Annotated in this window: 13 protein-coding genes; 3 read left to right on the forward strand and 10 right to left on the reverse strand. The window is 44.3% G+C overall.

Annotation, left to right across the window (positions count from 1 at the left end):
* Positions 1–124: 124 nt before the first annotated feature.
* The 5 genes from QUB08_RS20350 to QUB08_RS20370 form a co-directional block, all read right to left on the reverse strand.
* A complete protein-coding gene (locus tag QUB08_RS20350) occupies positions 125–568 on the reverse strand; it encodes a DUF4079 domain-containing protein (RefSeq protein ID WP_333067855.1) in 444 nt (147 codons plus the stop codon).
* A 194-nt stretch (positions 569–762) separates the two neighbouring features.
* A complete protein-coding gene (locus QUB08_RS20355; protein WP_333226536.1) occupies positions 763–1,557 on the reverse strand; it encodes a WecB/TagA/CpsF family glycosyltransferase in 795 nt (264 codons plus the stop codon).
* A 440-nt stretch (positions 1,558–1,997) separates the two neighbouring features.
* On the reverse strand, positions 1,998–3,368 hold the full coding sequence (locus QUB08_RS20360; protein WP_333226538.1) for an O-antigen ligase domain-containing protein: 1,371 nt from the start codon (positions 3,366–3,368) through the stop codon (positions 1,998–2,000).
* Positions 3,369–3,473: 105 nt separating this feature from the next.
* Positions 3,474–4,595 (reverse strand): glycosyltransferase family 4 protein, encoded by a 1,122-nt coding sequence (locus QUB08_RS20365; RefSeq protein WP_333226540.1) that lies wholly within the window; start codon positions 4,593–4,595, stop codon positions 3,474–3,476.
* A 447-nt stretch (positions 4,596–5,042) separates the two neighbouring features.
* Entirely contained in the window at positions 5,043–6,200 is a 1,158-nt protein-coding gene (locus tag QUB08_RS20370) for a glycosyltransferase family 4 protein (protein ID WP_333226543.1), read from the reverse strand.
* Between the two features lie 1,300 nt (positions 6,201–7,500).
* Here QUB08_RS20370 and QUB08_RS20375 point away from each other — a divergent pair.
* Positions 7,501–7,782: an ATP-binding protein gene (locus tag QUB08_RS20375; protein WP_333226545.1), complete on the forward strand. Its 282-nt coding sequence runs from the start codon at positions 7,501–7,503 to the stop codon at positions 7,780–7,782.
* Positions 7,783–7,810: 28 nt separating this feature from the next.
* Here the strand turns inward: QUB08_RS20375 and QUB08_RS20380 are convergent, their stop codons facing one another.
* From QUB08_RS20380 to QUB08_RS20390, 3 genes are all read right to left on the reverse strand, one after another.
* Entirely contained in the window at positions 7,811–8,536 is a 726-nt protein-coding gene (locus QUB08_RS20380) for a type II CAAX endopeptidase family protein (RefSeq protein WP_333226546.1), read from the reverse strand.
* A gap of 235 nt (positions 8,537–8,771) precedes the next feature.
* Positions 8,772–9,317: a hypothetical protein gene (locus tag QUB08_RS20385; RefSeq protein ID WP_333226548.1), complete on the reverse strand. Its 546-nt coding sequence runs from the start codon at positions 9,315–9,317 to the stop codon at positions 8,772–8,774.
* A 1-nt stretch (position 9,318) separates the two neighbouring features.
* Positions 9,319–10,644: an AAA family ATPase gene (locus QUB08_RS20390; RefSeq protein WP_333226550.1), complete on the reverse strand. Its 1,326-nt coding sequence runs from the start codon at positions 10,642–10,644 to the stop codon at positions 9,319–9,321.
* A 74-nt stretch (positions 10,645–10,718) separates the two neighbouring features.
* Between QUB08_RS20390 and QUB08_RS20395 the strand changes: the two genes are divergently transcribed.
* Together QUB08_RS20395 and QUB08_RS20400 are read left to right on the forward strand one after the other, a co-directional pair.
* Complete coding sequence (locus QUB08_RS20395) at positions 10,719–12,308, forward strand: Hsp70 family protein (protein ID WP_333226551.1); 1,590 nt, start codon at positions 10,719–10,721, stop codon at positions 12,306–12,308.
* Between the two features lie 73 nt (positions 12,309–12,381).
* Complete coding sequence (locus QUB08_RS20400) at positions 12,382–13,209, forward strand: DUF1963 domain-containing protein (protein ID WP_333226553.1); 828 nt, start codon at positions 12,382–12,384, stop codon at positions 13,207–13,209.
* A 130-nt stretch (positions 13,210–13,339) separates the two neighbouring features.
* Here QUB08_RS20400 and QUB08_RS20405 read toward each other — a convergent pair whose 3' ends face one another.
* Together QUB08_RS20405 and QUB08_RS20410 are read right to left on the reverse strand one after the other, a co-directional pair.
* Positions 13,340–13,861, reverse strand: coding sequence for a L,D-transpeptidase (locus QUB08_RS20405; protein ID WP_333226555.1), 522 nt, complete (start codon positions 13,859–13,861; stop codon positions 13,340–13,342).
* Between the two features lie 94 nt (positions 13,862–13,955).
* Positions 13,956–14,594, reverse strand: a complete 639-nt coding sequence (locus QUB08_RS20410; protein ID WP_333226557.1) for a bifunctional 4-hydroxy-2-oxoglutarate aldolase/2-dehydro-3-deoxy-phosphogluconate aldolase — start codon at positions 14,592–14,594, stop codon at positions 13,956–13,958.
* Positions 14,595–14,990: the final 396 nt, after the last annotated feature.

Raw genomic sequence — 14,990 nt, forward strand, 5'->3', positions numbered from 1 at the left:
ATTAATCCGAAACATCTCAAAAACTGGTTTACTAATTGCTGCTACTGTACCTCATAACATCCGGAAGTGCTGTATATGTTTTCCCTGGCACATTTGGTATAGTTTGAGGTCAAATAGACAGGTTTCAAACTTTCGGCAAATACTTTTGTACGATCGTCCATCCTGTGAGCAACACAGTCACAAATCCCCCAAACAAAGCTAAATTAGTGCCGATGTGGAGGGGACGCGCCCAAGGATGTTTAGGGCCAATTTGCAGCCCGCTTCCAACAGAAACCAACACCAAAGCCACAACAGCTAACCCCGCCGGTAAATGAGCCGAGTGACCCAAATTGCCGTAGTATCCTAGCGTACCGACTACACCAATTCCCAGCAGTAAAATTACCAAAGTCGCCATCCCCGCACCAGTGGCTAAATGAAAGGGACGCAGCCATTTTGGGCGCGGTTGTTTCGTACTCCTAGCGGCAAACATCCACGTTCCAGTAACGGCTAGCAACAGGTAAGCCAACAGCGAAACACCCATTGACCAAGCCGCTATTTTCCACAACCACAAGAAAGAAGGCAGATTCATCGGTTGCATCCCTAATTAGGATTTTCCACAAAAGGTTTCTTTCCGATTTTACCTGGACTTGAAAGCAAAAAGGAATTATTTTGAGAGAAAGTGCGATCGGACTCTCCAGAGATTGCATCAGTCTTACCTTGAAGTCAAACCCACTTTCTCCGATACTCAGCTTAATTTACGCTAGAGATTTGTGGCTCACCATTTTAGGAGCCACCTTTCCATTCGAGCTGGCTGGTTTTGCTCTCCATGAAAGGCATTTTATAAAACCCTAATTTTTGTTCTAAGATTAATCGGAAAAAAGGCAGACCTTCAATCAAATATCTTTTCCACAACCTTCTCGGTTCACTTAACAGTCTGTACGCCCATTCTATGCCGACTTCGCTCATCCATTTGGGAGCTCTGGCTTTGCAACCAGCTTCAAAATCAATGGTTGCACCTACGGCTAAGAAAATTTTGACGTGTGTTAATTTGCTCCTGTATTTAACCAGCCACTTCTCTTGCTTGGGCGCTCCCACTCCGATAGCCAGAACAGTCGCTCCTGATTTATTGATCGCGTCAATTATTGTTTCACATTCTTCCTCATTTTTTTCAAAGCCAAAAGAAGGAGAAAGTGCTTCAACCACTATTTCTCTACCAATTTTTTGGTTAATTTTTTCCTGAGCTTTCCTAGCAATACCTTCAGCAGCTCCTAGCAAAAATATTTTAATCTTCTCGTTATCTTTGTGATACATATAAAATGCCGGAAACAAATCCGAACCAGAAATCTTTTCTTTGAGAGGAGTACCCAAAAAGTTGGAGGCATACATCAATATTTGACTGTCGCAGACTCTATAAGTAGATGTATTGTAAGCTTCATAGAAGTCGCGGTCATACTGCAACTTAATCAAGTGGTCTACATTGGGTGTAAATACGACCCCACCTTCGCAGTCGAGTTTTTCAAACAACTCTGTTATTGACAAGTTATCTATCGATACATTCAATAAATTAACTGTTTTCATGTATTATTCCCTTCCAGCTTTATATTAAACTACAACTCAAACTATTATAACCCACAAGACAGTTTCGTGTTTTAGCTACTTGGGCGCTTCAGTGAACATACTTTTCTAAGTATATCCTTGTACACCCTACCTGTGCAGTCAGGATTTTTAAAGATTGTGTAAAGAATCAGCTCGTTTTAGCAAAAAGTGTATGAAGCCCATTTTTGCTGACAAATCGCAACACAGTTTCAATAAAAAGCCATCCCGTGCTCATACTTGTTGAAGCACGGCCAATGAAGGTAAAAAATAGTTTATGAGATTAAAATTTTAGCCGAGTGAGAAATATCTCGCAACTTCCGAACTTGATTGGATACAAAAAGGGTAGATTTTTTAGTTTTTGTATTCAGCGAATGCAAGATATTTTCAAGCTTTGAGCGAAGCCGCGATCGCATTCCTGAAAATCATCCTGATTTTTGGTGAACCAGCGACTGTCTTCTTGGTGGCGAACTGGTTTTTTTGGTCTTAAGACTTTCTGGAGCTTTTAAGACCAGACCGGATATTCCTCCAGCAATCATCGCAAAAATCGGGTTAGTCATAGCGTTCAAAACACAGTCAAACACGTACATAGTTAAGGCTACTCCCAGGGCGGCAGCGGGGGCTACTTTGGGATTAGACCAGGTTCTGGCGGGATACTTGAACACGCAAAAGACGATAACAGGAAGTAACAATGAAGAAAATAAACTAACTAAACCGACTGCACCGTTGACGCCAAATGCAATAATCCATAAGCTGTCGGTGACCGAGATATCTTTACCGTACCCGTCGTACACGCGGTTTCCGCCGGCATCCCCCCAGCCAAAAAGAAATCTTTGCCGCGCTTTTTCCCCCAATATCTCTTCCATGTCAAATCTAAACTTCAGAGATCCGGCTCGTTCTTCGCCAAATATTTGAGTGATGAACTCAACTACCTCTTTGCTCGAAAATTGGCCGGATGCAGCTATGTACAGATAAAACACTATATATCCAATTATGAATAGCAAGGGCAAAGAGGTGCGAAACCACTTGGCCGAGAATAATATGAGCAACGCTATTCCAAATAAACTGTAGGCGCCAGTAGAACGGCACAGGAAAAAAGCGATAGTTAATATAATTGCCAAAGTCTTGATGTTGCGACCCTGAAACTTTTTGAGCGTCCCAGTTTGCCAGAGCCAAACAGCAATTAAGGCTGCTGTCATCATCCACAGACCCACCATCAAACCGTGCTGCATAAATACTACCGGTCTCCACCCCCCCATACGCCTTGCTTGACCCCAGTCGTTAAAGGCATTGACGCCGTAAACGAGTTGGTGCGTCGTTGGGCCCATAACCCCTTCAAATAAAGTAAAAGGAATGTAGGCCAACCCACCCGCAAAAATCCCGATCGCCAATTGTCGCAGCCCCTCTAAATTACCCACATACAAACGTCCTAAAAAATAAGGCAGACCCCAAGTAACGATTTGGTTGACAGTCGGAGAAATCGGGCTGCCACCATTACTAACTTGTGAAACAATTGGACACAAACAGTAAATTACCATTGGCACGTCCAGCCAACCCGGCTTAAAAGAGGTGATGCGCGTAGTATCGTAGATAAGAGTCCCCAGCAAAATGCCGTAGCAAGCTGCGGAGATTTTAGTATACGCTGGCAATAAGGGGATAGGATAAGAAGCTTGCGGCAAAAACAGCCACCCTACCACAAAACTTATAATTACCGCCCGCAGAGGCGGAAACCTCAAAAACAGGTAAAAAACGACTGGAATAAAGCCGAACATAGCAAGTGGGATTAATGCAACCATAGGTATTTTTTGGCAGTAAAATTGTAGAAAGACAACTCAAATTGCCGGATCAAAATTCTCGCTTAAACGATCGCCCAATCCCAATCTTTTAAATCAACCTCAGTTTTACGTCTTGTTCGTTAATTGTGCTTGACGTTCCAAAGCAGTGTATAGTGCCGCCTCGAAGAGATTAGTTGCATCTTCCCAAGTATAATTTATCACAGTTTCCAAAGCAGTCTCGGACATGGCGCGCCATTCGGCATCAGGCAACTGACAAATCTGCTCGATCGCTTTTGCCATATCCTCTGGGTCTTCTGGCTTGACAAGTATGCCACCCCCGCCAGCAAGTAGTTCCGGAGCCGCACCAGCAGGAGTGCCGATGACTGGAGTGCCGCAAGCCATCGCTTCTAAAATTGGCAAGCCGAAGCCTTCGGAGCTGCTGGAAAACAGCCAAGCATCGCATTTGCTGTAAAATTCTTTTAGTTGGTCTTGACTAGGTTCTTTATTATACTCAGTACCCGGAGGCAGAAAATTGGGAGGAGGAGTATGGCCGGAACCAAAGGCAACTAAACGAAGGTTAGGAATTTTTTCAGCAGCTATAGAGAAAGCTTTCAGGGCCAGAACGCAGCCTTTCCAAGGAGTTGTAGTATAGTACATCCCGACTGTGGGAACTAATTGCTTGCCTCGCGGCTGCTTCGCTCGCGAGTGGGGGTCGTAAAACTGTTTGGTGTCCACCGTAGGAGGGACGAGAGATACAGACAAATCGCCGTATTCATTCCGAGCTATGTCGGCCAGCCACTGGGCCACAGCGATTTTGTGCATCGGCAGCCGCCAAGTTGCCTCTACTCGACCTTTTGGTATGTAGTCAAAAGCCTCGTAGTGTTGGAGAAAATATACTTTCGTTCCTTTGCTGGGAGAGAATTTTGCCACCCACTCGGCAGTTTCCCACCAAGTAGCCATGACAATATCGGCATCAGGTACGTCCAGGTCGGTAATTGGACGGTTGGTTTCGAGAACTCGACTTTCGACCTCCACTTTATCAAAGTGAGACTTTGGTGTCTTGGGAGGGGACTCCCAACCCCTACCCCTCAGCAACGAGCGCAATTGTTGGATCAAAGCCGGTTGCCACGGGGGTTGAGAGACGATAAATATTTTGTGTCCTCGCTTTTGCAGCAGTTCTGTGTAAATAGATAACACCCTCATGCCACCTGTAAGACCAAGGGTAGGAAGGACAAAAGTAATTTTCATGAGTAGATGCTGAAGATTGATACTGGTTAAAACTCCTCCATAACAAAAACTTCGCACTTACCAGCCTCTGTTTGGCTTTTGTGGGGGGTGCGGATCTCTGCAGGAGGGATCGTAACTCGAGAGTCAAGCCGATCTTACTTTGTCGTCAGGGACTTTTCCAAATTACAAATGGGCAGATGTTTGACGACAAGACAAGTTTAACCTGTAACGGAGCCAGCCTTAAAACCTCCGTTGCCCTCTGGTTTAGATTTTGGCAGATCAATTTATAACCAGTATTCCCTCCCTCGTCGCTGCGGTCAGAACTCGTGTCGAGACTGCTGCGTAGAAAATAGGACACAGGGGATTTTAGTTGTGGCAAAAGCACCCCACCAAACGATATTGAGTTTCTCCCCAGAATCCGGCGCCGAAAACGCCCGTAGCGCCGAATTTCAAATGGCCGCGCGGCACTTAGCATCCAACCGGAATTTTTCCTTGGGTTACATCGTAGTAGGGAGAACAGGAAACTATGTTAACCTCGCGCTGCTTAGATTTGTCTACAGCAACTTTCAATGCCGCTTCAAAATGATCCGTGGCATCTTCCCAAGTATAATTGTTCACCTTGGCATAGGCGGCGTCCGACATGGCTTGCCACTTGGAATTTGGCAACTGACAGATAGACTCTATGGCTTTGGCCATTTCTTCGGGATCTTCTGGTCTTACAAGTATGCCAGTACCGCCGCTCAAAATTTCAGGAGCAGCACCTGCTGGGGTACTGATGACGGGAGTGCGGCACGCCATCGCTTCGATAATTGGCAAGCCGAAGCCTTCTGAGCGGCTCGCCAGCAGCCAAGCATCGCATTTGCTGTAATAGTCTTTGATTTTGTCTTGGTCGGGTTGAATTACATACTCGGCATTGGCCGGTAAGGGCAATTCCGAGGATGGGGCCCCTGTACCGAAGGCAACCAGACGCAGGTTGGGGATGTTTTCGGCCGCTAGGGAAAAAGCTTTGAGGGCGATGTCGGTTCCTTTCCAGTAGATTGTAGAGTACATTAGGCCAACTGTAGGAACCGATTGTTTGTTGCGAGGACAGGCGTAAAATTGCTTGGTGTCCACGGTAGGAGGAGCTAAGGAAACTTTGCTATCGCCGTATTTAGTCCGAGCTAGCTCAACTAACCACTCTGAGATCGTAATTTTGTGCAGGGGCAGCATCCAAGTTGCTTCTACTCTTCCTTGAGGTAGATAGTCAAAAACTTCGTGGTGCTGGATAAAATAAGCTTTTGCTCCTTTGCTGGGAGAGAGTTTGGCTACCCACTCGGCGGTTTCCCACCAGGTGGCAACTACTACGTCAGCGTCAGGTACATCTTTGTCTTCTACCGGGCGGTAGCGATCGGTAATTTTGTGTTCTACACCTAAGTTATCGAAAAATGAGGGTTCGTTTTCAGGTGGGGAAATCCAACCCCCTCCCCGCAACAGCGACTTGACTTGCTGGCGCATACTCGGCTGGGGACGGGGTACAGAGATAACGAACACGGAGTGTCCTCGCTTTCTCAAAAGTTCGGCGAAAATAGATATTACTCGTATTCCACCAGTCAGAGACAGAGTAGGAAGAACAAAGGTGATTTTCATTTTTAAGTCCCGCTGACGACTTTAACTCGCTTTCGGCGCTGCTACCAGCGCTGATGTTAGAGCCCAAAAGGAAAGGGGGGCGGGTGAATATTAATTACCGCTTTCCTGGTGTTTACATAGAATCCAACCGATCGACTGTTCGCAACACCCCAACATCTATCTGCCAAAACTTCACTGTCATTGCATTGATAATAACGATTGATGTGATCGCCAAACAGTTCCTATAGGGATAAGTTGCCGAGCAGCGAAATTTCCTTCTGAAGATAGATCCCTCATCAAATAGGAGCTTTGTTCGCGACAAACACCAAGCTAGACAACACCCTCTGTTAAAGATAACATCATTTACTATCCAACAGACAGGGATGTACGGGAAACCGAATATCAGCCAACTTTTAATGTGGGGAATAAAGGTAGCATTAACAACAATATGCAGTAGATTGACATCGCCTTTGGCAAAATTTTATACTCGATTCAAGAGGGGAATTCTTACCTTGAGAATGTTGATTGCCCCATTGAACTAAGAAATCTAAATACCAATCAGTGGCTGTGATTTTTTGGTAACTGTGCAGTCGGCATTGCGTGACACAATATCCTATTTTGTCAAGATTCAGAGATGGTGGTTTTCTCAGATCCCTGCAGGGGCGCGATCGCGCGAATCACCGTCGTGGACGTGCGAATGAGGGGAGAAACCCTGTTTTTCAAGCGATATCCCTCGCCCTCACTTGTCGTATGTTCCTGAAAAAACCTGCTTGAGGCGTCCACTGTTTGAAAAAATAGGTTGCCCAATCGTGCTACAGAACATAGAGTTTCACCGATATAAATTTAATTAGCTGGCTGAGTTTTAAATTTGTTAATAAAAGGCGAGCGCCTGAAAAAATTCCCAAAAGAGACTGCCACTGCGGGGCAGAGTATATGTAGCGTTCCTGCCCAATTCCTGTCTAAGTAATTACCGTAACAAAACTTGAGCAGCAAATTATCCAATGACCCTATAAAGATCAAAGGAATATTCAAGGGGGATCGGCCTATATCGTGCAAACCTTGACTCCTAAGCAGTAGCAGCAGCTTCGTGGTATGTATCAAACGATTTCGCCTACAAAAAATTTCATGTTATGAAAGCATCATTTTTCCTAAGTTTACAATTCCAGATGACAATCGGTGTGCTTTTGGGGTCCCGGCCGCCGATGCTGGTAGCGATAGGTTGGCCTGTTTTTATGCAGCTAAAATTATGCGATCGCAAGCAAAACCAAATCTAGAATTAAAAGCAGATGCCTGAACGCAAAGCATCTTCCTTTGGGAAGATATGAAGGTTAGATTATTGCACAGCATCAGTCAAGAACCCAGTTCGGATATTCCGGCTGCTGAAGAATGGATTAGTTTCACAGTCAGCGATACTGGAATTGGAATGAATACAGAGCAAATTGAGAGAGTATTTCAAGCTTTTAGGCAAGCGGACGAGTCTACTACTCGCCGATACGGCGGTACGGGTTTGGGATGGGCAATCGCCCAGAAATTCTGTCAGATGATGGGGAGAGATATTAGTCGGGAGAACGAGTTGGGAAAAGTGTCAATTTTTACTGTATAATTGCCGACGATAGTCGCTGAAAAAGCAGCTAGTTAAAGAGGATTTGCCAACCAATAATTGCCAAGGCCAAATCTGCGATCGCGTGGCTGATATAACTCGACCACAGCGAGCGGTAAGTTAGATAAGAGTGCGACCAAATTATCCCGGCTGTGAAGACAGCTAAGGAACCTAAGAGAACAGCCGGCCAGTCGCTGTAAGCTGCTATTACAAAAATGTGGTGGAGCGTGAAAAATAGCGAGCTCAGAAATATTGCTTTTGTTCCCGGTATGAGAATCTGGCACTTGTTGCACACAAACCACCGCCAAGTAAATTCTTCTATCAGTGAGTTAACTAGCACAAAATATGCTTCTACAATCAAGTAAATAGTAGGGCTGCTAATACCTAATTGATCCGATTTTTCTTTAGCAACTACAGGATCGATCCAGTGCTGGCCAAAAAGGCTATAGATACCCAGAATTACCGCAAACATGAATATTCCCCAAATAGATCCAGCCAGCAATTCTTGGGGCTTGGGCAGGGATAAACTGAGCTTTTTGCGATCGACAAAAACAGACCACGCGATCGGACAAACTAGCAACCAAACTTGACAAAAGACTGACAGTGTTTGTCCCCAGCTTCCAAGGGCAATATACAAGGCTGCTATGATACCAATACTAGCCGCAGGGACAAGTAGTGTTAGAGCCAATAGTGCTGTTTTGCGATCGCCCATATCCAGCATTTTGCACGCTTCCTTAAAAAATTGGATTGAGAGCAAAGGAAAAAGCTTGGTGGCGGCGGACAGATTATACCACTTTCAAGAAACAATGCAACTGTATGCCCAAATTCCAAACCCTTATGCCGTCAGCCATTCCCAAGTGTTTAATCTAAAATCTAAAATGGTATGAGTTTTGTGCCGCTTATAAAAGTGGCGCTTATTTGTTGCAACTAAAAATTGGTAAAATGGCGATCGCACGGGCGATCCTACTAACCCAGAATTACTCTAAATCTACTCAGTTGTGTGCTTTCTGAAATCCGAGCGATCGTTCTATTTCAGGTTCAGCACCATTTTGCAGCCAATCAAGGGTTTTTTCTCCTATTTCGGCGGGGTTTACCCATATAATATCTTTAAGCTCATCAACCTGTAATGCTGCGTTAGCAAAACATTTTCTGACTTTGTTATCGAGTGAAATTACTGTTATATCGGTAGCGATTGCAGCTTCCACTAACCGCCAATCTTTAGCCATCATATCCCGCTTTCTTTGGCTCTCGGCGGTCGCTTCAACTTGACACCACAAATCATCATCTACCGCTATATCGCAGATACATAGTTTGTTCTTTTCCACCATCCGGCGCAGCCATATACTAGCAGATTTTGATTGATGTTTGTTCCACTCGTCTTTAATATCTGGAGTCATCACAACTCGGTGAGAAATATCCAAGACAGCTTTGAGAAAATTGCGACAGTTAACCGATGTGAGATCCGTAGCATCTTCTCCACCAGCAGCACGCGCAACACAAGCATCTATTACCAGGCGTTTAGAAACTTTATCTGCCATATTAACGCTTCCACAAAGCTGCATCCAAATAGCGGTTTTCTAGATGCAAAGAAACATCGCCCAAATCTTCAGGCCAATCTCCAAAAGATCCCTTCTCGTCTAAATCGGCACTGGTGACTTCTGTAACACCATCGTCGCGCCGTTTAAACCAGTGAAGTTTTACTAAATCCGGTAATATTTTACCCTCGGCAACTAACGATTGAACTGCTAAAAGCAGCAATTCGCTGTGAGTTTCTAGAACTACTCGCACACCTCTATTTGCAGAATCCACTAAGATTTCTGCTAAAGCAACTTGAGCGCGAGGATGCAAGTGAATTTCCGGCTGTTCTAGATAAACTAATTGTCCTGGTTCTGCTACAAGCAATGCAACTAAAACAGGCAAGGTTTGCGATACTCCCAAGCCAACATCAGCAATACTAACAGTATCGCTTGCACTCCCGCTGCGGGATAAACGACCTACTAGCAGTTCAATTTGTACGTCATTAATCTGTCTGGCTTCAACTTTCCAGTTAAGTCCTAAGAACTCTAAAGCTTGACTCAATTTTATTAGTCGATCGTCTTTTTTTTCTTGCCAGTAATTAACTATACTAGCAACATAATTTTCAAAAAATCCCGGAAATTCACTGCCAACTCCTGCGGTATTGTAGGTGCGTTCTGGATTGCCTCTCAACCCCGGAACGTGGACTATGCGGCGAATATGTTTGGGGAAATTCATTGCCAAATAGGATGAATCAAACTGACTGTCGCCAAGTTGCAGGTCTAGAAAACATCGGACATTACTCACACTCCATAGTGGCGGTTTTCCCTCGATATTATCTAAGAATAAATTGTAATTTTCCGCCAAATATTCAGGAATAATTTTTACCAAATCTTGATGCTGCATTCCGGGCCGAATAGTAATAATTTCACCCCCGTCATAAGGAATACAGTAAGTCGCTCTAACAACTTTAATTCCGTGCTTTGGCTGCTTTCTAAATAAGTTGAGCAAAAAATTATCTTTATCTATATTCAGCCTGAGAGAAAACTCATCCCTGTATTTTTCGGGAGAGAGTTTAGACAATACCTGTTCTGCTGATGTAAATTTAACATTAGGCCCGTCAAGTTTCAAACCACCGGGGTCGTAAGGGGCTTCTAGCGTTTGCTTCATCAGCAATAGTGGCTGCATGATGCTAGACTTACCAGAACTGTTGGCACCGGCTAGAATTGTCAGCGATCGCACTTCAATCTGGCACTCTTCGTAAATAGACTTGTAGCCGCATACTGCAATTTCAGTAATTCCCTGTACAGGCTCTTTGTTCTCGGTTTCAAAGAAAGTGGATTGAGTCATGATATTATGTTTGTATTTGCGGCTATAAATACCATAATATAATCTAATCCCTAGTAGCTGTGTATTTTGGCTGAATGACGATCGCAATTGACTTTGGAACTAGCAACACCGTCGTCGCTCGCTGGAATCAAGTCCTCCAGCAGCCCGAAACTTTGAAATTACCGGGATTGTCGGCAATCTCGGCTCAAAATCCGCCCCTAATTCCCAGTTTACTCTACGTTGAGGACGCTGCTCAAAGTAAAGTCATACTCGGTCAGCAAGTCCGCGACAAAGGCCTGGATTTGAGTGGAGATTCTCGGTTTTTTCGCAATTTTAAGCGGGGGATTGGCACTTCTGTTCAGGGTTTTGTGCCGGAACTTGACGGGCAACTTATTACTTTTGAACAAGTAGGTGAGTGGTATTTGAGTCAAATAGTGAGTTCAATTCGCCAACTGCCCTTGCCCGTAGATTCTTTGATTTTTACTGTGCCGGTAGATAGTTTTGAAGCTTACCGCCATTGGTTGGGCAAAGTGTCACAATCTCTGCAAGTAGAACAGGTGCGGATGTTGGACGAACCTACGGCGGCTGCTTTGGGTTACGGTTTAGCCGATCGCGAAAATCTGTTAGTCATTGATTTCGGCGGCGGAACTCTCGATCTTTCTTTAGTACGTTTGGACGCTTCCTCCAACAAAAAGCCCCTCGGTTTTATTCTCAAATGGGGCGAAAAGTTATTAGCTGAATCTTCAGCGCAAAAAACAAAAGTTGCGCGGGTTTTGGCTAAAGCCGGACAAAATTTAGGCGGTTCTGATATTGATAATTGGCTGGTTGACTATTTTGTTCAAACAAAAGGGCTGGCAAAATCTCCGATAACAACGAGATTGGCAGAACGGTTAAAGATTCAGTTGTCTTTAGTCAATCAGGCGGTTGAGGTTTATTTTGATGATGAAAATTTTGAGAGTTACGAATTAGAATTAGACCGAACTCGTTTTGAATCTATCCTCGCTGAACATCAGTTTTTTGACAAACTCGACGAGTGCATGAATCAAGTATTGCAGCAAGCGCGGCGCCAAGGCTTAGAAATTGGGGATATCGACGCAGTTTTGCTAGTTGGCGGTACTGTCCAAATTCCCGCTGTCGGGCGTTGGGTGCAGCAATATTTTGAGCCGGCAAAAATTCGCTGCGACAAACCCTTTGAGGCGATCGCCCAAGGTGCTCTGCAACTGAGTCAAGGCATAGAAATCAAAGATTTTCTCTATCACAGTTACGGAATTCGCTACTGGAACCGCCGCGAAAATTGCCACAGTTGGCACAGTTTAATCAAATCCGGCCAGTCCTATCCGATGAGCGAACCGGTAGAATTAGTCTTGGGAGCTTCTTTAGAAAGTCAGCCAAGTATAGAATTAATTATCGGCGAATTGGGAGCGGAAACTGGCGGCACGGAAATATATTTTGACGGCGACAGGCTAATTACTCGCCAACTCGCAGGCCAAACATCGGTACAGCCCTTAAATGATAAAGAAGGAGCCCGCAGCATCGCGCAATTGATGCCGCCTGGGTATCCGGGGAGCGATCGCATAAAAGTTTTGTTCCGCGTTGACGAACAGCGCTTTTTGCGTATTACTGTTGAAGATTTGTTGACCAATGAAACTTTGTTAGAGGATAAACCCGTGGTGCAGCTAAGTTAAGGATAGACTTTACAGGTAAAGTGCGCTTCGGCGCACCCTACGGATTACCTTCAAAACAAATTGTTAAAAGCAGATGAATTATAAACTAGAATTTCGACTCTCTCCCGAACTAGAAAAGTATCGCGAGAGAATTGAAGCTACCATTAAACCTTACATTGAAATTCAAATCCAGAATAATGATGACGTTAATTGGTGGCAGAGTAAATTTGGGGGATTGCCCTATTTACCTAAAGGCTTTGAGTACCCAAAAGCTGCTGACGGTAAATATTTATTCTTGCTAGCACAAATCAACTTTTCTGAAGTACCCTCTTTAGATGGTTTTCCCGATCGGGGAATTTTGCAGTTTTATATAGCTGACGATGACCTATATGGTTTAAATTTGGGCAATGGGACCGAGGTAGATAATCCCACAGCCGAAGACAGATTCAAAATAATCTATTTTCCTCAGCCAGACCTCCAAGTTGAAAACATCATTACCAATTATGATTTTTTGCCGGAACCCGAATATTTTCCTGTTCAGGGCTGTTGCAGCTTGCAATTTACTAAAAAATATGCGCCGATTAGTACCATTGACTACCAATTTACCGAACTTTTAGGCTCGGAAATCCATGAGTTATTTAGGAACCCTGAAATTGAGGATGAGTACCTAGAAATATCGCATTCCTTTGGTCATAAAATAGGTGGTTATCCTTATTTTACACAAGACGACGTAAGAAAATATAGTAGTAACTCCGATCAAAAACAAAAGCCAGACCTTCTTCTATTCCAAATGGATAGCGATTGCAATGAGACAGTAAATATCATGTGGGGAGACAGTGGTGTAGGTAACTTTTTTATTGATGAATCAGCACTCAGAGAATTAGATTTTAGTAAGGTTTTATATAATTGGGATTGTTCTTGAAAACAGCAGTAAAGTAAGCACACCTAAAAAAATGTAATACGCAGATGCCCGACTTTTTTAAGAAGTCGGGCATCTAACAGATTGAATAATGTTCGACTATGCCCCAGCCCCATACCCAATTCCCAATTCCCTAAACCTGAGATTTGTGCACCACCACGGGTGTTCCCACCGAGGCCCATTCAAATAGCCATTTAGCGTGATTGACAGCTACATTTGTGCAGCCGTGAGTGACGGGATTGCCAAACAAATTGTGCCAGTAAGCGCCGTGAATTGCCATGCCTCCGTCGTAATACATTGTATAGGGAACGTCGGGCACGTCGTAGTCCGGCCCAGTCATTCTAGCAACGCGGTATTTGGTTTCAACGGCAAAGGTTCCCGTGCGGGTAGGAGTGGATGATTTGCCGCTGGAAATAATCACCGCGTAAACGGGTGTATTTCCTTCCCAAGCTATTAACCTTTGTCTTGACAAATCTATTTCAATCCAGCGTTCGCTAGATTGCTGCAACAGCATAATTTTATTGGCAATTATGTTGTGCTGTTCGCTGGCAAATGCGGTCATTGAACCGCCGCAGAATGCAGCAACTGTTAGGGCGCAGCCGGCACAGAAAGTTCCAGCGCGGCGGAAGTAAATTGAGTTGATAATGCTGTTCATTTCTCACACCTCGTACTATTTTAGATTTTAGATTTTAGATTTGCTTGTCCTATTTTAGATTGTAGATTTGAAATGTTGGATTGGGAAAGAGGGCTTAACAAGTTGTTAAGTTTTGGGTGAGAGTTCGGGCAATTTGGACGATCGCACGCCAATCGCGATTTTCCACTAAGTGTTTAGGAAATAAGTCTCCGGCTAAACCAACCGCGATCGCCCCGGCGTCAATAAATACTTTCGCATTTTCCAGCGTCACCCCGCCAGTGGGAATTAAAGGAATGTTTCCCAGGGGGCCTTGCAGGCTTTTCAGGTAGGCGGCGCCTCCCAAAGCCGATATCGGAAACACTTTAACGCAGGTAGCGCCTGCTTGCCAGGCGGTCACAATTTCCGTGGGAGAAAAAGCACCGGGGACGATCGGCACTCCGGCGTCAACTGCTGTTTTAATCATAGCTAAATCGGTGTGGGGAGTAAACAGAAACTGAGCGCCGCAGTCTATTGCTTGCTGCAACTGTTCTAAGTTTAATAAAGTGCCAGTACCAATACTAAAAGTAGGGAATTCGGAGCGGAGTTCGGCAATTAATTCAGCGGCTTTGTGGGTATTCCAAGTAATTTCAATAAACTGGATTCCTCCTGCTGCTACCGCTTTGGCCATCTGCCGAGCGAGTTCTTTTTCGGAGGAGCGGATAACTGCGATTGCACGGTGTTTTTTTAGTTGTGTCAACCAAGATTGATGATTCATACAATTTTAGATTTTAGATTTTAGATTTTAGATTTTAGACTTCGGCGTGATCAGTCGAAGGATTTTAAATTGGGAACGATCCCAAATTTGAAACTCATATCATTCTGACTCGCCTATAATTTTAATACAGCTTACTAACTTCGATATATGGCAATTTACAATATGCACGGCGTTCAATTTTTAACGGACAATCTAGGCAACAAAACCGCTGCAATTGTTGACCTCAAAAACCACAGAGATTTTTGAGCTGACGTGCTGGCTGAATGCGGCGAACCGACAGACTTTCAGTTTTTATATCAATTCCTGTTGTATCGGAATGATGAAACCGCTCTTGACACAGAGGATACAGAGAAAGGGAAGAGAGAGATGAATAATTCCGATGCCAACGGATTTGAT

The organism is Microcoleus sp. BR0-C5, from assembly GCF_036705045.1.
GTDB lineage: Bacteria > Cyanobacteriota > Cyanobacteriia > Cyanobacteriales > Microcoleaceae > Microcoleus.